The organism is Actinomadura sp. 21ATH, from assembly GCF_041951345.1.
In the GTDB taxonomy this organism is placed as follows: domain Bacteria; phylum Actinomycetota; class Actinomycetes; order Streptosporangiales; family Streptosporangiaceae; genus Spirillospora.
Map to the genome: position 1 here is coordinate 445369 of NZ_JBGNUR010000002.1, position 18278 is coordinate 463646.

19 protein-coding genes are annotated in these 18278 nt (G+C 74.6%); 8 read left to right on the plus strand and 11 right to left on the minus strand.

The features are described 5' to 3' along the window. Nucleotides 1-144 precede the first annotated feature (144 nt). Nucleotides 145-1203: an FUSC family protein gene (locus tag ACA361_RS08630; RefSeq protein ID WP_375011289.1), complete on the plus strand. Its 1059-nt coding sequence runs from the start codon at nucleotides 145-147 to the stop codon at nucleotides 1201-1203. Between the two features lie 6 nt (nucleotides 1204-1209). Here ACA361_RS08630 and ACA361_RS08635 read toward each other — a convergent pair whose 3' ends face one another. The 4 genes from ACA361_RS08635 to ACA361_RS08650 form a co-directional block, all read right to left on the minus strand. After that, nucleotides 1210-3339: a glycoside hydrolase family 3 C-terminal domain-containing protein gene (locus ACA361_RS08635; RefSeq protein ID WP_375011290.1), complete on the minus strand. Its 2130-nt coding sequence runs from the start codon at nucleotides 3337-3339 to the stop codon at nucleotides 1210-1212. Between the two features lie 102 nt (nucleotides 3340-3441). Further along, a complete protein-coding gene (locus ACA361_RS08640) occupies nucleotides 3442-4455 on the minus strand; it encodes a Ppx/GppA phosphatase family protein (protein ID WP_375011291.1) in 1014 nt (337 codons plus the stop codon). Between the two features lie 64 nt (nucleotides 4456-4519). Beyond that, nucleotides 4520-5701 carry a zinc-dependent alcohol dehydrogenase gene (locus tag ACA361_RS08645; protein ID WP_375011292.1) on the minus strand — a complete coding sequence of 394 codons (1182 nt, stop codon included), beginning with the start codon at nucleotides 5699-5701 and terminating at the stop codon, nucleotides 4520-4522. Between the two features lie 242 nt (nucleotides 5702-5943). Next, nucleotides 5944-6579, minus strand: a complete 636-nt coding sequence (locus ACA361_RS08650; RefSeq protein WP_375011293.1) for a TetR/AcrR family transcriptional regulator — start codon at nucleotides 6577-6579, stop codon at nucleotides 5944-5946. A 128-nt stretch (nucleotides 6580-6707) separates the two neighbouring features. Here ACA361_RS08650 and ACA361_RS08655 point away from each other — a divergent pair, with 128 nt between their 5' ends. Genes ACA361_RS08655 through ACA361_RS08665 form a run of 3 tightly spaced genes read left to right on the plus strand, consistent with a single transcriptional unit; the run spans nucleotide 6708 to nucleotide 9169 of the window. Further along, on the plus strand, nucleotides 6708-8096 hold the full coding sequence (locus ACA361_RS08655) for an acyltransferase family protein (protein WP_375011294.1): 1389 nt from the start codon (nucleotides 6708-6710) through the stop codon (nucleotides 8094-8096). A gap of 20 nt (nucleotides 8097-8116) precedes the next feature. Next, the gene (locus tag ACA361_RS08660; protein ID WP_375011295.1) at nucleotides 8117-8692 is read left to right on the plus strand and encodes a TIGR03086 family metal-binding protein; all 576 of its coding nucleotides are present in this window, start codon (nucleotides 8117-8119) and stop codon (nucleotides 8690-8692) included. A gap of 42 nt (nucleotides 8693-8734) precedes the next feature. Next, entirely contained in the window at nucleotides 8735-9169 is a 435-nt protein-coding gene (locus ACA361_RS08665; RefSeq protein ID WP_375011296.1) for a MarR family winged helix-turn-helix transcriptional regulator, read from the plus strand. Here the strand turns inward: ACA361_RS08665 and ACA361_RS08670 are convergent. From ACA361_RS08670 to ACA361_RS08690, 5 genes are all read right to left on the minus strand, one after another. After that, on the minus strand, nucleotides 9141-9734 hold the full coding sequence (locus tag ACA361_RS08670; RefSeq protein ID WP_375011297.1) for a hypothetical protein: 594 nt from the start codon (nucleotides 9732-9734) through the stop codon (nucleotides 9141-9143). The genes ACA361_RS08665 and ACA361_RS08670 overlap by 29 nt on opposite strands. A gap of 222 nt (nucleotides 9735-9956) precedes the next feature. Beyond that, on the minus strand, nucleotides 9957-10556 hold the full coding sequence (locus ACA361_RS08675) for a helix-turn-helix domain-containing protein (protein WP_375011298.1): 600 nt from the start codon (nucleotides 10554-10556) through the stop codon (nucleotides 9957-9959). 73 nt (nucleotides 10557-10629) lie between these two features. Then, a complete protein-coding gene (locus ACA361_RS08680) occupies nucleotides 10630-11220 on the minus strand; it encodes a CE1759 family FMN reductase (RefSeq protein ID WP_375011299.1) in 591 nt (196 codons plus the stop codon). Beyond that, nucleotides 11217-12296 carry an LLM class flavin-dependent oxidoreductase gene (locus ACA361_RS08685; RefSeq protein ID WP_375011300.1) on the minus strand — a complete coding sequence of 360 codons (1080 nt, stop codon included), beginning with the start codon at nucleotides 12294-12296 and terminating at the stop codon, nucleotides 11217-11219. The genes ACA361_RS08680 and ACA361_RS08685 overlap by 4 nt, the downstream gene beginning before the upstream one ends. 93 nt (nucleotides 12297-12389) lie before the next feature. Continuing rightward, nucleotides 12390-13292 (minus strand): MerR family transcriptional regulator, encoded by a 903-nt coding sequence (locus tag ACA361_RS08690; protein ID WP_375011301.1) that lies wholly within the window; start codon nucleotides 13290-13292, stop codon nucleotides 12390-12392. A 74-nt stretch (nucleotides 13293-13366) separates the two neighbouring features. Between ACA361_RS08690 and ACA361_RS08695 the strand changes: the two genes are divergently transcribed. Next, nucleotides 13367-14131, plus strand: a complete 765-nt coding sequence (locus ACA361_RS08695; protein WP_375011302.1) for a maleylpyruvate isomerase family mycothiol-dependent enzyme — start codon at nucleotides 13367-13369, stop codon at nucleotides 14129-14131. A 37-nt stretch (nucleotides 14132-14168) separates the two neighbouring features. Further along, nucleotides 14169-14708 carry a DinB family protein gene (locus ACA361_RS08700; RefSeq protein ID WP_375011303.1) on the plus strand — a complete coding sequence of 180 codons (540 nt, stop codon included), beginning with the start codon at nucleotides 14169-14171 and terminating at the stop codon, nucleotides 14706-14708. A gap of 12 nt (nucleotides 14709-14720) precedes the next feature. Here the strand turns inward: ACA361_RS08700 and ACA361_RS08705 are convergent, their stop codons facing one another. After that, entirely contained in the window at nucleotides 14721-15791 is a 1071-nt protein-coding gene (locus ACA361_RS08705; RefSeq protein ID WP_375011304.1) for a TDT family transporter, read from the minus strand. Nucleotides 15792-15884: 93 nt separating this feature from the next. On the opposite strand from ACA361_RS08705, the gene ACA361_RS08710 reads away from it, so the two are divergent. Continuing rightward, the gene (locus ACA361_RS08710; protein WP_375011306.1) at nucleotides 15885-16805 is read left to right on the plus strand and encodes a LysR family transcriptional regulator; all 921 of its coding nucleotides are present in this window, start codon (nucleotides 15885-15887) and stop codon (nucleotides 16803-16805) included. Here ACA361_RS08710 and ACA361_RS08715 read toward each other — a convergent pair. Next, nucleotides 16802-17392, minus strand: a complete 591-nt coding sequence (locus tag ACA361_RS08715) for a YceI family protein (RefSeq protein WP_375011308.1) — start codon at nucleotides 17390-17392, stop codon at nucleotides 16802-16804. The genes ACA361_RS08710 and ACA361_RS08715 overlap by 4 nt on opposite strands. A gap of 101 nt (nucleotides 17393-17493) precedes the next feature. Here ACA361_RS08715 and ACA361_RS08720 point away from each other — a divergent pair, with 101 nt between their 5' ends. Further along, nucleotides 17494-18270, plus strand: coding sequence for a universal stress protein (locus ACA361_RS08720; protein ID WP_375011309.1), 777 nt, complete (start codon nucleotides 17494-17496; stop codon nucleotides 18268-18270). Nucleotides 18271-18278 lie beyond the last annotated feature (8 nt).

Below are 18278 nucleotides of genomic sequence, written 5' to 3' on the forward strand. Positions count from 1 at the left end.
AGCGACTTCGGCAACCCGACCGTACTGCTTCTATCGGACGGCCGTTCCCATCGGACGCCGCTCGGCACCGCCGCGATCCCTCGCGGTGCGGATGAGTGCCCCGCCAATTCTTGGACATAAGGGGCGAGGGGGTGAGGCACCGGCATGCGAGGACGGCAGTACTGGCTGGAACGATTGGAGATCACGGTCAAGGCGGTCGCCGCGTCCGTGCTGGCCTGGCTGGCGGCGCGCCACCTGCTCGGCCATCCGCAGCCGTACTTCGCGCCGCTCGCCGCGCTGCTGGGCGTCTACCCGACGATGGTCCGCTCGCTGCGCGAGAGCCTGGGGTACGCGGCGGGCTTCCTGGCGGGCGGGCTGCTGGCGATCCCGGTCGGCCTCCTCATCGGCCCGAACGCGCTCGGGATCGCGGCCGTACTGGTGGTGGCGCTGGTGGTCGCGCAGTGGCGGTGGTTCGGCGACCAGGCGTCGCAGGTGGCGTTCACGGCGCTGTTCGCGCTGCTGGTGGGCGGGCACGAGGTGGTGTCGTACGTGCTGCCGCGGCTGGCCGACGTCGCGGTGGGGCTGGCGGCCGGGCTGACGATCAGCGCCGTGGTGTTCCCGCCGGTACGGCTGCGGCGGGCCGAGCACGCCCTGCTGGAGCTGCGGGACGACCTGGCGGACGCCACCGAGCGGATCGCCGGGGCGGCCACCCAGGACGACGACTGGTGGCCGCGCTGGCGGGAGCGCGAGCGGCACCTGCTCGCCCGCCAGGACCGCGCGCACCAGGCGTTCGACCAGGGGCGCGACAGCCTGCGCGCCAACCCGCGGGCGCGGCTGCGCGGCTACCGGCACCGCTGGCGGGACACGTCGGGCGCGTGGCCGGCGCCCCGGCTGCTGAACGCGCTGGACCAGGCCACCGCGAGCCTCCGCTCGATCGCGGGCACGCTGCGCGAGGCGGACGACCTGGAGGACGACACGACGCGGTACGACCCGACGTTCCGCGACGACTACGGCGACCTGCTGCGCTGCCTGGCCGCGGTGATGCGCGACCTGCCCAAGGTCGCCGACGCCCGCGCGCTGGACGAGGCCGCCGACATGCAGAAGCGGCTGGAGGCGCCGCACCGCAGCCCCGGCACCGACGGGCCCGGGCTGTGGGATCCCCAGAAGGAGCTGCTGCGCATGAGCAGGCTCATCCTGGACGACGTCTGCACCCCCCTCTCGTGACCTCCCTCAGCAGAGGCGCGCCGTGGCGGCGATGTCGCGGGACGACGCGCCGACCATGACCGACGCGCAGCCCGGGGCCCGGCGCCACGCTCCGGTCCGCTCGTCCCAGTACGACAGCGCCCGCTCGTCCAGGGGCATGGCGACCCGGCGGCTCTCGCCGGGATCGAGCCGCACCTTGGCGAAGCCCCGGAGCTGCCTGGGCGGTTGCGGCGCGGCGGCGGTGCCGGGCAGCCCGAGGTAGAGCTGCGGCACGGCCGTCCCGCGCCGGTCCCCGGTGTTGGTGACCGTCACCTCGACGCGGTCCCGCCGGACGGCGAGGTCCCCGTACGAGAACGTCGTGTAGGACAGGCCGTGCCCGAAGGGGAAGCGCGGCGCGATGCGGTTGGCGTCGTAGTGGCGGTACCCCACGAGAACGCCCTCGGAGTAGTGGACCCTGCCGTCCCGGCCGGGGTACTGCTCCTCGCCACCCGAGGCCGGGGCGTCCCTCTCGGCCACTGGGAACGTGACCGGCGAGCGCCCGCCGGGGTCGGCGTCGCCGAACAGGACCCGGGCGATCGCGTGGCCGCCCTGCTCCCCCGGATACCACGCCTGCACGATGCCCGCGGCGGCGCCCGCCCACGGGAGCAGCACCGGCCCGCCGTTCTCCAGGACGGCGACGGTCCGCGGGTTGGCGGCGGCCACCGCCGCGACGAGGCCGTCCTGGTCGCCGCGCAGCGCGTCGCCGCAGGCCAGGCTCAGGCACCACTGGTCGGCGAACTCGGTGCGGGCGTCGGCCGCGACCACGACGGCGACGTCGGAGCGGCGGGCGAGCGCGGCGGCGCGGGCGCGGTCGGAGCCGTCGTCGTGGTGCACCCGGACGCCCTCGCGGGCGGCGCGCTCCCGGATCCCGCGCAGCGGCGTCACCGGCGAGCGGGGCTGGACCTGCGACGAGCCGCCGCCGCTGATGTACGCGTCCGCCGCCGGGCCGATGACCGCGATCGACGCCGCCCTCAGCGGCAGCACGCCGTCGTTCTTCAGCAGCGTGATGCCCTCCTCGGCCAGCTCGCGGGCCGTCCGCAGGTGGGCGGGCACGTCGATGCCCGCCGGGGCGTTCGGGTACGGCGGCCGGTCGAACACCCCGAACGCGAACATCGTCCGCAGGATCGCCCGGACCCGCGCGTCCACGGCCGCCCGGTCCAGCCGGCCCGCGGCGATCTCGGCGTTCAGGAACCAGGGGTTGTACCGGGCCCCGGCCGGCATCTCCAGGTCGAGGCCGGCGCGGGCGGGCGGCGCCACCCCCGACAGCCGCGTCATCCAGTCCGACACGACGAAGCCGGGGAAGCGCCACTCGCCGCGCAGGATCCGCGCCAGCAGCGGCGCGCTCTCGCACGCCCAGGCGCCGTTGACCTTGTTGTACGCGCACATGACGGTCGCGACGCCGGCGTCCCGGACGGCGGCCTCGAACGGCGGCAGGTAGATCTCGCGCAGCGCCCGGCCGCCCACGACCGCGTCGATCGTGTAGCGCTCGTGCTCCTGGTTGTACGCGGTGAAGTGCTTGGCCGAGGCCAGCACGCCCTGCGCCTGCGCCGCCCTGATCCACTCCGCGCCGAGCCGCGCGGTCAGCGCCGGGTCCTCGCCGTACTGCTCGAACGCGCGCCCGAACCGCGGGTTTCGCACCACGTCCAGCGCGGGCCCCAGCGTGACCTCGCTGCCCTTGCGCCGGGTCTCGTCGCCGACCAGTGCCCCGTGCCGGCGGGCCGCCGCGGGGTCGAAGGACGCCCCCAGCGCGATCGGCGCCGGCAGCGCGGTCGCCCGCCCCTGCCGCACGCCCGCGTCGCCGCCGCTGAACCGCAGCCCCGGCACGCCGAGGCGCGGGACGCCGTTGAGGGTGCCCGCGCGGGCGTTCGCGTCCCACCCCGAGGTGACCTGGCCGAGGAGCTCGTCCCCGGCCATCAGGTCCGCCTTCTCGTCCGCGGTCAGCGCGGCCAGCAGGAGGTCCGCGCGCCGGTCGGGCGGCAGGGCGGCCAGGCACCAGGGCCGTACGGCGGGGTCGCCGCAGGCCGTGGCGGTGCGGGCGGCCGCCCGGCCGGGACCGGCGGCGAGGAACGCGGCGGACAGGGCGAGCGCGGTCGCGGCGACCGCCGGCCGACTGGGCATGCCCGGACCGTAGAACGCCATCGGGCCGCCGCCTATCACCCGCGTGAGCGAATCAGGCCGCCGCGTTGTCAGTCACCCGCGGGTTCCAGGGACGCGGCCGCGTCAGGAGACCGATTCCCCGACTTCACCGACCGCCCGGAGCCGCGCCCGCCGTTCGGGCATCGGGCGCAGCAGGTGGTCGATGTCGTCGCCGTGGCGGCTCAGCCCGTCCAGGTGCTGGATCCGGCGCAGCGCGATGCCCTCGCGCAGCGCCCACGGGCAGATCTCCAGCCGCTTGAGGCCCAGATGCCGCATGACCTCCTCGGCGATCACGGCGCCGGCGAGGATCTGCCGGGCCCGGGACGGCGAGACGCCCTTGAGGCCGGCCCGCTCGTCCGCGGTCATCGCGGCCAGCCTCGGGATCCGGTCGCGCAGGTCCTTGCGCCGCAGGATCCGGTCGCCCGCGGCGTTCCGGCGCCGGTTCAGCCTGGCGAGCTGGGTGAAGATCTTCGAGGTGGCGATCGGCCGGACCCGGCCGGCGAACGGCTCGGCGGGCAGGCACTCGGCCAGCCGGTCCCGGACGAAGCGGCGCAGCGCCTTGGCGTCGGAGCGGCCCGGCGGGTCGCCGGGCAGATGGTCGCGGGTCAGCCGGCCGGCGCCCAGCGGCAGCGACATCGCGAAGGCGGGCTCCGCGCCGTCCCCGGCGGCGATCTCCAGCGACCCGCCGCCGATGTCGGCCAGCAGCAGCGGGCCGGCCGACCAGCCGTACCAGCCCCGGGCGGCCAGGAACGTCAGCCGCGCCTCGTCCTCGCCGGACAGGAACGCCGGCTCCACCCCGGTACGCGCCGCCAGCCCGGCGACGATCTCCTCCCGGTTGACGGCGTCGCGCAGCGCCGAGGTGGCGAACGCGACCAGCTCCTCGGCGCCCTCGTCGCGCGCCACGGCCAGCGCGCCCGACACCGCCGCGCCCAGCCGGCCCGCCGCGGCCGGCCCGAGCCGGCCGTCCAGGGTGATCGACTCGGCGAGGCGGGTCGGCCGCTTGACCGACCGGACGTCGCGGATCGGCTCCCCCGGCCGCAGGTCGACGATCTTCAGGTGGGCGGAGTTGGAACCGATGTCCAGGATCGCTGAGCGCATGCGACCCGGTTACCCCCGGCGTGCCGTTCCATCCCGCACCACCCGTTTCGGACGGGGATTTCGGTCACGGGTTCAGGATCACCTTCACGGCGCCGTCGCGCTTCTTCTGGAAGATCTCGTACCCGTGCGGGGCCTCCTCCAGCGGCAGGTGGTGGGTGGCCAGCCCCTCCACGCCCAGCGGGTCGGAGTCGTCGGCCACCAGCGGCATCAGGTCGTCGATCCACCGCTTGACGTGCGCCTGCCCCATCCGCAGCGTGATGCCCTTGTCGAACATCCGCAGCATCGGCAGCGGATCGGTCATGCCGCCGTACACCCCGATGAGCGAGATCGTGCCCCCGCGCCGGACGATCTCGATCGACTGGAGCAGCGCGGCCATCCGGTCCACCCCGACCCGCGACATCATCGACGCCGCCGCCCGGTCCGGCAGCAGCCCGGTGATCGTGTGGGCGAGATGGCCGGCCGGCGAGCCGTGCGCCTCCATGCCCACCGCCTCGATGACCGAGTCCGTGCCGCGCCCGTCCGTCATGTCCCTGACGGCCTCGGCCGGGTCCCCCGCGGCGGCCTCGTCGACGACCTCGATGCCGTGCCGGCGCGCCAGCTCCACCCGTTCCGGGACCGGGTCCACCCCGATGACGCGGTGGCCGCGGTGGCGGGCGATCCGCGCGCACATCTGCCCGATCGGGCCGAGCCCGACCACGGTGACGCTGCCGCCCTCGGGGATCTCGGCGAACTCCACGCCCTGCCAGGAGGTGGGCAGCACGTCCGACAGGTAGACGAACCGGTCGTCCGGCGGCCCTTCAGGCACCTTGATCGGGCCGAACTGCGCCTGCGGCACCCGCAGGTACTCGGCCTGGCCGCCGGGCACCCGCCCGTACAGCTTGGTGTAGCCGAACAGCGCCGCGCCCATCCCCTGGTCGCGCACCTGCGTGGTCTCGCACTGCGCGTACAGCTTCTGATCGCACGTGTGGCAGTGGCCGCAGGAGATGTTGAACGGGACCACCACCCGGTCCCCCGGCCGGATGTGCGTCACCTCCGGGCCGACCTCCTCGACGATGCCCATGGGCTCGTGGCCGAGGATGTCGCCCTCGGTCATGAACGGCCCGAGCACCTCGTACAGGTGCAGGTCCGAGCCGCAGACCCCGCTGCTGGTCACGCGGATCACCGCGTCGTTGGGTTCCTTGATCACCGGATCGGGCACGGTCTCCACGCGCACGTCGCGCTTGCCGTGCCAGGTGAGTGCCTTCATGGGAGCGGCCCTACCCGGGGCACCGGGGCGAAACATGGGAGCAAAGAGTTCCGTGCCGGCCGTTTAAGGCGCGGCACACCGGTGAGGACGGTTGTCAACCCTGCATGAAGGGCCTGCGCGTCAGGGGGACGCGCATTCGGGGACACGGCCTCTCTCCGGCCGGCCGCCGGCCTCGTCGCGCTGCCATGTGCGAGGCCGGCGGTTCCCGTCCCGTCCCGACTCCGTCGCCCGTGACGGCCCGGTCAGCCGCCGTCCCGCGCCAGGTCGAGCGGGTCCAGCCGGCGGATCAGCCGCAGCGCCGTGTCGGCGACCGCCGCCGCCTCCTCGGCGGTCTCGCACGCGGCCACCTCCCGTGCCGCCTCGCCGATGACCGTGGTCAGGACGGTCACGACGGCGCGGTCCTCGGGGCCGGTGCCCGCGCCGAGGAGCACCGCGTTCTGCCGGATCCAGTCCCGGCTGCGGGTGCGGCGGATCAGCTCGAAGCCGGGCGGCGCGTCGCCGTCCATGAACAGCCGCACCAGGTGGCGGCGCTCCCAGGAGCCGCGCAGGAACGCCCGGGCGCCGGCGACGAACAGTTCGAGCGGATCGTCCTCGCCGCCGGCCCGGGCCTTGGCGACGGCGCTGGCGGCGTTGCTCTCGTACTCGTTCTGGTGGTCGTCCCACAACGCCAGGAACAGCTCGCTCTTGCCGCCGAAGTGGTGGTACAGGCTGCCGACGCTGGATCCGGCGCGCTCCACGACCTCGGCGACGCTGGACTCGGCGAAGCCGCGCTCGACGAACACCTCGCGGGCCGCGTCCAGCATCACCCGGCGCGTCTCGGCCGTACGGCTCCACTGCCAGGAGCCCTCGCCGGACCGGCCACCCGATTTGCGCGCCATCGCCCCTCCACCCCTTCACCGCCCTCCCAGATTATCGAACGGCGTTCCAGAATCGGGCGGGGGAGCGTTCAGGAACTGTTCAGGTTCGCGGGAGGAACCACTCAGCGACGTCCCCTAGGGTGGCCCGGATGCCCGCCAGCTCCACGCCGCCGGAGACCGCTCCCGCGAAATCCCGGCCGGCGCAGACCCCAGCGCCCTCGCCCGCTCCCGACGCTCCCCCCACGGTCCCGGCGCCCTCGTCACCGGCCGGCGGCGGCGCCCGCCTCCAGTGGCTGGACGCCCTGCGCGGCCTGGCCGCCCTGGTCGTGGTGTTCGAGCACTCGCTCGACGTGCTGTTCCCGGAGATCCGCAGGGGCGTCGGCCCGTGGTTCGACTTCGGCCGCTACGGGGTCTTCGTCTTCTTCATCGTCAGCGGATATATCGTCCCCGCGTCGCTGGAACGGCGGGGCAGCGTCCGCGAGTTCTGGATCGGGCGGATGTTCCGCCTCTACCCGCTGTGGGCGGTCGCGGCCGTGGTCGGGCTCGGCCTCGGGCTCGCGAAGGCGGGCTGGGATCCGCCGGGCGACCTCACCGCCAAGCCGTGGACCTCGGCGCTGGCGCACCTGACGATGCTGCAGGACGTGCTCGGCGTCCCCAACGCGCTCAACGTCTTCTGGACGCTGTCGTACGAGATGGTGTTCTACCTGCTGGTCACGGCCATGTTCGTGGCCGGCGTGCACCGCGCCAGCGCGCTGACGGCCGTGCTGCTGGCCGCGGCCGCCGCCGCGTTCGGGGCGCTGCTGCCGACCACGCTGCTGGCCGCGCACTCCCGCGCGGGCACGATCGCGGCGGCGGCGCTGCTCATGGCGGGCGGGCTGGTCGCGGTGATGAGCGGCAACCGGACGGCCCGGCGCTGCGGGGTGGCCGTCCTGGGCGTGCTGGCGCTGGGCCTGGTCACCCTCAACCACCGGGTCGGCGGGGTGGAGAGCCTGGCGATCATCGCCACGATGTTCGCCGGGTCGGGCATCTACCGGATCCAGAAGGGCCAGTCGTCGCGGTGGCCCGCCATCGCGGCGGTCGCGGCCGTGCCGGTGCTGACCCTGGCGGGCGGCGCGTACCTGGCGCTCACCGAGCAGAGGCTGCCGTACGGTGCGACCGGCGACTGGGGCTGGCCCGCCGCGGTGGCCGCGGCCTGGCTGACCTTCGCGGCCGGGATGCTGCTGCGGAACCGCCGGATGCCGCCGTTCCTGCCCTGGCTGGGCGTGATCAGCTACTCGGTGTACCTGCTGCACTCGCCGGTGGTGCAGATCATCTGGCGGATCACCGACGAGCCGGACCGGATCACCGTGCCGGTGCGGCTGCTCTGGATGGTCGTCCTGATCACCGCCGTGCTGGTCGTCGGCGCGCTGGCGCACCGCCACATCGAGCTGCCGATGCAGCGGGCCGGCCGGCGCCTGATCAAACGGCGGCGGGCGCGGGCGGCGGCCCCCGATGACTTTCCGGCGCCCGCCGGGTCCATCTCTCCGGGACCGACCTGACCGACCCGGAGGAGCCTCGCATGATCGACCTGACCCGCGCCGCCCGGCGGACCGCCGACCTGATCGCCGCCGTCCCGGACGAGCGGCTGGACGCGCCGACGCCGTGCGAGAAGACCTCCCTCGCCCAGCTCGTCGTCCACGTGGACGGCCTGTCGCAGGCGTTCACCTGGGCGGCGCACAAGGACCCGGCCATGAACGCCGACGCCGCCCCCTCGCTGGAGTCCGCCGAGCTGGAGCCCGGCTGGCGCGAGCGCGTCCCGGAACGGCTCGCCGCGCTGGCCGAGGCGTGGCGCGACCCGGCCGCCTGGGAGGGCATGACCCGGGCCGGCGGCGTCGACCTGCCCGGCGAGGTCGCCGGGCTGGTGGCCCTCAACGAGGTCGTCGTGCACGGCTGGGACATCGCCCGCGCCCTCGACCGCCCCTACGACGTCACGCGTGAGGAGGCCGAGGCGTGCCTGGCGTTCGTGGCGGAGACGCCGGAGGACCCCGAGCCCGGCAACGGCCTGTTCGGGCCGCCGGTCCCCGTCCCCGCCGAGGCCCCGATCCTGGACCGCCTCATCGGCCGGACGGGCCGCGACCCGTTCTGGACGCCCTGATCACCGGCCCCGCGGTCGGTTGCGCGCAATAGAATCGACGGCATGACCGATCCGCTGCTGCTCGACCACCAGGTGTGCTTCGCCCTCCACAGCACCTCGCGGGCGTTCGACGCGCTGTACCGGTCGGAGCTGCGCGGGCTGGGGCTGACCTACCCGCAGTACCTCGTCATGCTGGCGCTCTGGGAGACCGACGGCCTGACGGTCAAGGCGCTGGGGGCGCGGCTGCGGCTCGACTCGGGCACGCTGTCGCCGCTGATCAAGCGGATGGAGACGGCCGGCCTGGTCGAGCGGCGCCGCGACCGCCGCGACGAGCGCTCGGTGTCGGTGCACCTGACCGAGCGGGGCGCCGCGCTGAAGCAGAAGGCCGCGCGGGTGCCGCACCGCGTCCTGGCGGCCAGCGGACTCGACGCCGGGGAGATGCGCACGCTGCACGCCCTCCTCGACCGCGTCACGGCCAGCCTGGACGCCGCCGTCTGATCTCCTCCAGGCGGTGCCGGTTCGCGCCGTGGTACTCGCCCGACACGGCCCGGATCCCGGGTTCGGGGAAGTTGGGGTAAACGCCGCCCGACCAGTACGGCCGTACCGTCTCCCATGCCCGCGCCAGCCATCCCGAGGGCTCCCGCCCTTCGGCGACGGCGGCGGTCAGCTTGAGCAGGAAGCGCTCGTTCCGGTGCGGGAACGCCGTGGCGTCCTCGGGGACGCGGTCGTACGCGCCGCTCCAGGGCGAGAAGTCCAGCTCGCGCGCCTCCCCCGGTGACCGTTCCGCGAGGTCGTCCACCAGCCGCCGGACGGCCTCGCCCGGCAGGGATCCCCGGAAGAAGCCGGACTTGATGTGGTCGTGCGGGGGGCGCGGGCCGCCGCCGAGGTCGTACCCGGCGAGGAGGTCCTTGGTGGCGCGGTGCGGGGCGTGCCTCAGCAGGACCTCCGCCGGCCGCGCGCCCGCCGCCCGGACCAGGCCGTCCAGCATCGCCCGGGTGGCGCCCTCGCCGGCGAGCGCGGCGCCGAAGACGCTGACCCGGGTGGCGGCCCCCGCCGTGATCACCAGGCTGGCGGCCAGCGCGTCCGGCGCGTCCGGCGAAGCAGTGCCCGCCGCTGCGCACGGCCAGCGGCCCGTCCCCGGCGTACTCCAGCGCCCGGACGACGTCGGCCTCCGACGCGCACCGCACCACCGCCCGGGGGCGGACACCGTGGAAGCGCTCGATCCGCGGCCGGTGCACGCGCTCGTACTCCGGCGTGCCCGGCAGGACGAGCGCGTCCCACGCGGTCACGACCCGGCCTTCCGCGGCCGGGCCCGCACGTGCATCCGCTCCCCCTGCCGCCCGAACAGGCTCAGCACCTCCACGGGCCGGTCGTCGGCCGAGCCGAACCAGTGCGGGATCCGCGTGTCGAACTCGGCGGCCTCGCCCGTCTTCAGCACCAGGTCGTGCTCGGCCAGCACCAGCCGGAGCCGGCCGGCCAGCACGTAGAGCCACTCGTACCCCTCGTGGACCTGCGGATCGGGCTCCCCGCCGCGCGGCCCGATAACCATCTTGTACGCCTGGAGCCCGCCCGGCTGGCGGGTCAGCGGCACCACGGTCATCCCGTTCATCTCCCGGGGCGCGAGCCGGATCCGCGGGTCCCCGACCTCGGGGGCGCCGACCAGCTCGTCCAGCGGCACCTGGTGGGCCCGCGCGATCGGCAGCAGCAGCTCCAGCGTCGCCCTGCGGCCGCCCGACTCCAGCCGCGACAGCGTGCTCACCGAGATGCCGGTGGCCTCCGACAGCTCCACCAGCGTCACCCCGCGCTCGCCGCGCAGCTCCCGCAGCCGGGGCCCGACCTTGGCCAGCACGTCCGCCACCACGCGCGATTCGTCCGGTTCCTCCATCCGGCCATTCCACCTCATGAATTGCCGTACCGGCAACACTGGTTGCCGCAGGCGAGCCTCCGGTCGCCCGGGGTCAGCCGGCCAGGAGGTCCTCGAACGAGGTCACCGGGTCGGCGTAGGGGTCGTCCCGCACGACCGGAGGGTTCGCCCTGACCGCCGCGGCGAGTTCCGCGGCGGCCTGCTCGACGCGGCCGACCAGGTCGCCGGAGTCCGCCCAGTCCTCGGTGGCCGCGTACACGGCCGTCGGGACGGTCCGCGCCCGCAGGTACGAGAACAGCGGCCGCACCGCGTGCTCCAGCGCCAGCGAGTGGCGCGCCGTCCCGCCGGTGGCGCCGATCAGGACGGGCCTGCCCTCCAGGGCATCCTTGTCCAGGACGTCGAAGAACGTCTTGAACAGGCCGCTGTACGAGGCGCTGAAGATCGGCGTGACGGCGATCAGGCCGTCGGCGCCGGTCACCGCGTCGATCGTCCGCCGGAGGGCCTCGGGCGCGAACCCGGTGACCAGGTTGCTGGCCAGGTCGTGGGCGTGGTCGCGGAGCTCGATCGTGACGATCTCGGCGGGCAGCGCGGCGGCGGTGGCCGCGGCCAGCCGGTCCGCCAGCAGGCGGGTCGAGGACGGCCGACCGAGGCCCGCCGAGACGACGGCGAGGGTGCGTTGGGTCATCGTGCGGCCTCCGTGACGAGCTGGGCGTGGGTCGGGGCGGTCGCCGGGACGTGGGCGGGGCGCAGGGCCTCGAACTCCTTGCGGAGCACGGGCACGACCTCCTCGCCCAGGATGTCCAGCTGCTCCAGGACGGTCTTGAGCGGCAGCCCGGCGTGGTCCATCAGGAACAGCTGCCGCTGGTAGTCGCCGAACGAGTCGCGGAACGACAGCGTCCGGTCGATCACCTGCTGCGGGCTGCCGACGGTGAGCGGCGTCTCCGCGGTGAACTCCTCCAGGGACGGCCCGTGCCCGTACACGGGCGCGTTGTCGAAGTAGGGGCGGAACTCGTTCACCGCGTCCTGGGAGTTCTTCCGCATGAACACCTGGCCGCCGAGCCCGACGTACGCCTGGTCGGCCTGGCCGTGGCCGTAGTGCTCGAAGCGCCGCCGGTACAGGTCGATCAGCTGGATGAAGTGCTCCTTCGGCCAGAAGATGTTGTTGGCGAAGAACCCGTCGCCGTAGTAGGCGGCCTGCTCGGCGATCTGCGGGCTGCGGATCGACCCGTGCCACACGAACGGCGGGACGCCGTCCAGCGGGCGCGGGGTCGAGGTGAACGACTGGAGCGGCGTGCGGTACTTGCCCTCCCAGTCGACGACGTCCTCCCGCCACAGCTTGTGCAGCAGGTGGTAGTTCTCGATGGCGAGCGGGATGCCGTCCCGGATGTCCTTGCCGAACCAGGGGTAGACCGGGCCGGTGTTGCCGCGGCCCATCATCAGGTCCACCCGGCCGTCGGCCAGGTGCTGGAGCATCGCGTAGTCCTCGGCGATCTTCACCGGGTCGTTGGTGGTGATCAGGGTCGTCGAGGTCGACAGGATGAGCCGCTCGGTGCGGGCGGCGATGTAGCCCAGCATGGTCGTCGGCGACGAGGGCACGAACGGCGGGTTGTGGTGCTCGCCGGTGGCGAAGACGTCCAGGCCCGCCTCCTCGGCCTTCAGGGCGATGGCGACCATCGCCTTGATCCGCTCCGCCTCCGACGGCGTGCGGCCGTTCGTCGGGTCCGTGGTGACGTCGCCGACGGTGAAGATTCCGAACTGCACGCCGTCCTCCTTGATAGTAGAAGTTTCAACTACTGTAGCGGAACCGGGAGGCACCGCGTTCTATTCCGGTTCCCGGAGGCCCGGGGGAGCCGCCTAGACCGAGGCCGCGAGCGCCTCGACCAGCCAGCCGTGGGCCGCCCCCAGCGTCGCCGGATCCCCCGTCACCTCCGCCACCAGGCCCCAGTAGCGGACCATGCCCGGATCGGCGTCGGCGGCGAACGCCCGCAGGAGATCGCGGCGGAACTCCGGGGTGTCGCGCCCGCCCCGTACCAGGGCGTGCGTCTCCACCAGCAGGTCGAGCGCGGCGCCCGGCCGCGGCGGCCGCCCGGCCCGCAGGTCGGGCTCGGCCAGCGCGCACGCCTCGGCCGCCCCTTCCAGCAGGGTCGGCTCATCGGAGATCAGCGTCACGTTCACCTCGCCGCGGGCCCGCAGCCGCCGCGCGAGCGCCCGGTCGGCGGTCAGCGCGACCATCTCCGCGTACGCGACGACCTGGGCCGGCGTCGGGTCGGCCGGCGGCGCGGGCACCACCCGGTCGAGGAACCCGTCCAGCATCGCCGGCGGGAGCGGGGCGACCATGCCGCGCCGCCAGAACCCCGTGACCGCGTCGTGCGCCGACCGGCCGCTCTCGACCGCGGCCAGCAGTTCCAGCCGCATCGCCCGGTCGGCGGGCCCGGCCTCCTCCACGGCGCGCAGCGAGGCGCGCCGCCAGGCGAGCGCGGACAGCTCGGCGTCGAGCGCGGCCCGTTCGGCGGCGATGGCCTCGCCCAGCGCGCGCTCGCCGGTCAGCACGCGGCCGATCGCGGCCAGCCCCAGCCCGAGGCCGCGCAGCCGCCGGACGAGCCGGAGGCGCTCCACCGCGTCCGGGTCGAACCGCCGCTGGTTTCCGGCGCTGCGCCGCGCGGGCAGGATCCCCTCGTCGCAGTAGAAGCGGACCGTCCGCACCGGAAGGCCGGCCAGGCGCGCCAGCTCGCCGATGCCGATCGTGTCGTCGCTCACATGCACTTGCACCTCCACCCGGGTGGAACTCCTAGCGTACGAGCCACAGCACCGGCCAGACCCTGGAGGTACTCATGACCACCCTGACCACCTTGTCCGCGCAGCGGCTCGCCGAAGGACTGCGGGAGGAGACCGGCGCCTTCGCCGGGATCGTCGCCGGGGCCGATCCCGCCGGACGGGTGCCGACCTGCCCCGAGTGGAGCGTCAAGGACCTCGTCGAGCACGTGGGGAACGCGTTCCGCTGGACGGCCGGCCTCGTCGAGAGCCGCGCGGCCACGCCGGAGTCGCTGGCGCCGCTCACCGAGGAGGTCGACCCGGCGGACTGGGCGGCCTGGCTGACGGAGGGCGCCGGCCGGCTCGCGGACGCCGGGCTGCGGGAGGCCGGCACCGAGGTGTGGACGTTCCTGGGGCCGCGCCCGGCGATCTTCTGGCCGCGCCGCATCCTGCACGACCTGGTCGTCCACCACGCCGACGCCGCTCTGGCGCTGGGCGCCCCGTACACCGTCGCGCCCGACGTCGCGGCCGACACGATCAGCGAGGGGCTGGAACTGCTGGCCGGCCCGGAGGCGGCCGCGCGCAAGCCCGAGCTGGGCGAGCTGCGCGGCACCGGCGAGCGGCTGCTGCTCCGGCCGGACGCCGGCGACGGCTGGCTGATCACCCGCACGCCGCAGGGGGTCGACTGGACGCGCGGGACCGGCGAGGCGGACGTCGTCCTCGAAGGGACGGTCACCGACCTGCTGCTGGTGTTCTCCCGCCGGAACCCGCTGGACGGCTCGCCGGCGAAGGTCACCGGCGACCGCGCGCTGCTGGAGCACTGGCTCGCCCGGACCGCGTTCTAGGCGGCCCGTTCCCGGGCGGGCCCGCTAGCCTCGTGCCATGGTGACGCCCGCGCACTCCCCCGCCGAACCCCCGGACCGCCTCACCGACCCCCGCGACCTCCTCACCGGCTACCTCGACCACTACCGGGACGCGCTGCTGCGCAAGCTGGACGGCCTGTCCGACAAGGAGCTGCGGACGGCCCCGCTGCCGTCCGGCTGGACCCCGCTGCAGCTGCTCAAGCACCTGACGTACGTGGAGATCCGCTGGCTGCGCTGGGGGTTCGCCGGCGAGGACGTGGCGCACCCGTGGGGCGACCGGGGGCCTGGGGAGCGGAGCCAGGAGGAGCCCTGGTACGTGGGCGAGGACGAGTCGGCCGAGGAGCTGACCGCCGCGTTCCTGGAGACGTGCGAGCGCTCGCGGCGGATCGTCGCGGGCGCCTCCCTGGGCGAGTTCGCCCGGCCGGGGCCGCGCTTCGAGGATCCGGACCGGCCCGCGTCGCTGATCTGGATCCTGTTCCACGTCCTCCAGGAGTACGCGCGGCATCTCGGCCACCTGGACGCGGCCCGGGAGCTCATCGACGGGAAGGTCGGCGAATAGGCCCCGGGCCGGTCAGAGGAGTTCGCCCGTCCACACGCCCCGTACGGTACGGGCCGCGACCACCAGCCACGCCGCCAGCAGGAGGGCGTAGAGGGCCAGCGCCATTCCGGTGAACACGTGCAGGCCGGTGTGGCGCGCCAGCCCGGCGGCGCCGGTGACGCACGTGCCGACGGGGAACGTGTAGGCCCACCAGGTCATGGCGAACGGCATTCCTTTGCGCATCGCCCGGACATTCGCCGAGGCGGCCACCGCCAGCCACACGAGCGCGAATCCCATCACCGGAACGCCGTAGAGGACGGGCAGCGCCTCCATCGCCGCCGCGCGGTCCGGGACGGCGGTCGCGGAAACGTCCGCGAGCTGGTTCATCGCCGTCGTGGACTGCCCCAGAGGGCCGAGGACGAGGAAGAGCGTGGGCGTCAGGGTGATGGGCTCCAATCCGCCCCGCGCCAGCCCGGACCATATCCCCGGCAGGAGCAGCAGCGTGCACAGGAGGCCGGCCCCGAACATCGCGTAACACGCGTACAGCATCGTCGCCTGGGCCTGCCCGGGCGGCAGATGCGGGACGAGGGAGGGCCCGAGCGCGGCGGCCACCATGGGGGCGACCACGGGCAGCAGCCACCCGGGAACGGCCCCGCCTTCCATGCGCCAGCGCGTCACCATCAGGTACGGGATCCCGCACGCGACCGCCATCGCGTAAACGGCCCCGAGGGACCAGAGGACCGCGTCGACGGCGACCGCCGCGTGCGCGCCGATGACGTCCGGCCCGAGGACGAGGGTGCCCTGCCCCACCGCCAGCAGCGCCATTGGAGGGCACCCGTAGAAAACGGCGTTCGACGGCCTGTCGAGAAGCTGCGCCTTGGCCTCGTCCCAATGGGTCAGCATGTGCGCGCACCGTACGGCCGAGACGGACAGCAGCAGGACGAACGAGAGCATCCACATCGCCACGGCGAACGCGTGCAGGCCCGGGGCGCGCACCGGGAGGGCGCTCGCTCCGTTCGCCACGATCGCGGTCCCCATGACGGCGGAATGCCATTGGGGCCCGAACGCGCGCAGCGGCGGGGCGAGGGCCTGAGTCATCACCATGGCCCAAGCCTCGGGGGCGAACGCGCACGTCGGTAGACGGCGCTTCCCTATGGGCACATAAGCCGGCCTTATGGGAGCCCCTAGAATGGCCCTATGGCCGTCACCCGCCGAGTGCCCGATCTGGGCGCCCTGGAGCTGCTGCTGGCCGTCGTCCGGCTGGGCAGCCTGGGCCGCGCCGCGGCCGAGATGGGCGTCACCCAGCCCGCCGCCAGCGCCCGCATCCGCTCGATGGAACGGCAGATCGGCGTGCCGCTGCTGGAACGCTCGCCGCGCGGCTCCCGGCCCACCGAGGCCGGCGCCCTCGTCGCCGAGTGGGCCCGGCAGGTCCTGGACGCGGCGCGCGCGATGGACGCGGGCATCGCCGCCCTCCAGGACCGGCGGGACGCCCGCCTGCGCGTGGTGGCGAGCCTCACCGTGGCCGAGTACCTGATGCCCGGCTGGCTGGTGGCCCTGCGCGAGGCGCGTCCCGGCACGGCGGTGACGCTCCGTACCGCCAACTCCACCGCGGTGGCCGAGCAGGTCCGGACCGGCGGCGCCGACCTCGGCTTCGTCGAGGGCATCCGGACGCCCGCGGGCCTCAGCGGCACCGTGGTGGCCACCGACCGGCTCGTCGTGGTCGTCTCGCCCCGGCACGCGTGGGCCCGCCGGCGGTCCGGCGTCCCGGCCGAGGAGCTGGCCGCGACCCCGCTGATCCTGCGCGAGCGGGGCTCCGGGACGCGCGAGGTGCTGGACCGGGCGCTGGCCGCGTTCGGCGGCACCGCGCCGCCGCTGCTCCAGCTCGCCTCGACCACCGCGCTCAAGGCGGCGGCCGTGTCGGGCGCGGGCCCGGTGGTGGTCAGCGAGCTGGCCGCGGCCGACGAGCTGGCGGGCGGCCGGCTGGTCGCGGTGCCCGTCCCCGAGCTGGATCTGGGCCGGCCGCTGCGCGCCGTCTGGCCCGCCGGGCAGCGCCCCGCCGGCCCCGCCCGTGAGCTGCTCGCCCTGACCCGCCAGTCACGCCCTCTAAGCGGCGGCTAGACGTGGCCGTGGGCGCCGGCGGGGGCGTCCAGGACGGCCTGGATCTCCAGCTGGACGGCGATGGTCTCCCCCAGCATCACCTTGTCGCCCTGCAGCGGGACGTTGAACTCGATCCCGAAGTCGCGGCGGCTCAGCGCGGTGGTGGCGGTGAACCCGGCGCGGACGCCGCCCCACGGGTCGTTCTCGACGCCGTGGAACTCCACCAGCAGCCGGACGGGGCGGGTCACGTTCCTGATCGTGAGCTCGCCGTCCAGGTGGTAGCGGGGATGCCGGGCGCGGCGGCCGATCGTGGCACGTTCCACCCCGGTCCCGACGAAGGTCATCGCCGGGTACCGCTCCACGTCCAGGATCTCCGACGACCGCACGTGCGCGTCGCGCTCGGCGCTGCGGGTGTCGATCGAGGCCATCGCGATCTCCGCGGTGGCCGACGAGGCCCGCGGGTCCTCGGCGATGCGGATCTCGCCCTGGAAGTCCGGGAACGAGCCGCGGACCGTGGTCATCAGGTGCCGGATGGTGAAGGTGACCTCCGAATGCGCCGGATCGATGCTCCACCGGCCGGCGATGAGGTCCGGCGCCACCGTACTCACAATGCTGATCCCCCCAGATCAAATCACTCAAGACGTCAGAATGTACAACAAACACGGCAAAGGGGACGTGACTCGGGGGCCGGACGGGGAACGAACCGTACATGATCGGTGAGCACGTACTGGCCGGATACACCGCCGGTCCCGGGGGCCGGGAGGCGCTCGCGCTGGGCCACGCGATCGTGGCGCTGACCGGCGGCCGACTCACCGTCGCGACCGTCCACCCGCCCGGCCGCCCGGCCGCCGCCGGCGAGGCCGCCGCCCTCCTCGACCGGCTCGGCGACGACCTCGCGGGCGCCGAGACCGCCCTCCAGGAGAGCCGCGGCGCCGGCCGCGGCCTGTCGGTGCTGGCCGGCCGGATCGGCGCCGACATGATCGTCGTCGGATCCGCCGAGGGCGGCGCCCGCGGCCGGATCGCGATCGGCTCCACCGCCGACCACCTGCTCCACGCGGCCACCGAGGCGGTGGCCCTCGCCCCCGCCGGCTACACCCCCGCCGAGACCCTGACCCGGATCACCGTCGCGTACGTGCGCCGCCCCCAGTGCGACGAGGCCGTCGCCCGCGCCGCCGACGCCGCGCGCACGCTCGGCGTCCCGCTGCGCCTCCTCACCCTCGCGCTGGACGACGACGAGGACCGGCTGCGCGACGACCTGGCCCTGGCCGTGCGCGCCTCCGGCCTGGACGCCGAGGCGGTCCTCGCCGAAGGAGACGACGTCGCGGACGCCGTGGGACGTACCGCCTGGTCAGAGGGCGAACTGCTGATCTGCGCGAGCAGCGAGGACGCCACCGCCCACCGGGTCTTCCTGGGCGAGATCGCGCTCAAACTGCTCCGCGCCGCCCCCTGCCCGGTCGCCGTCCTCCCCAGGGGCTACGCCATATAGCCCCTTTT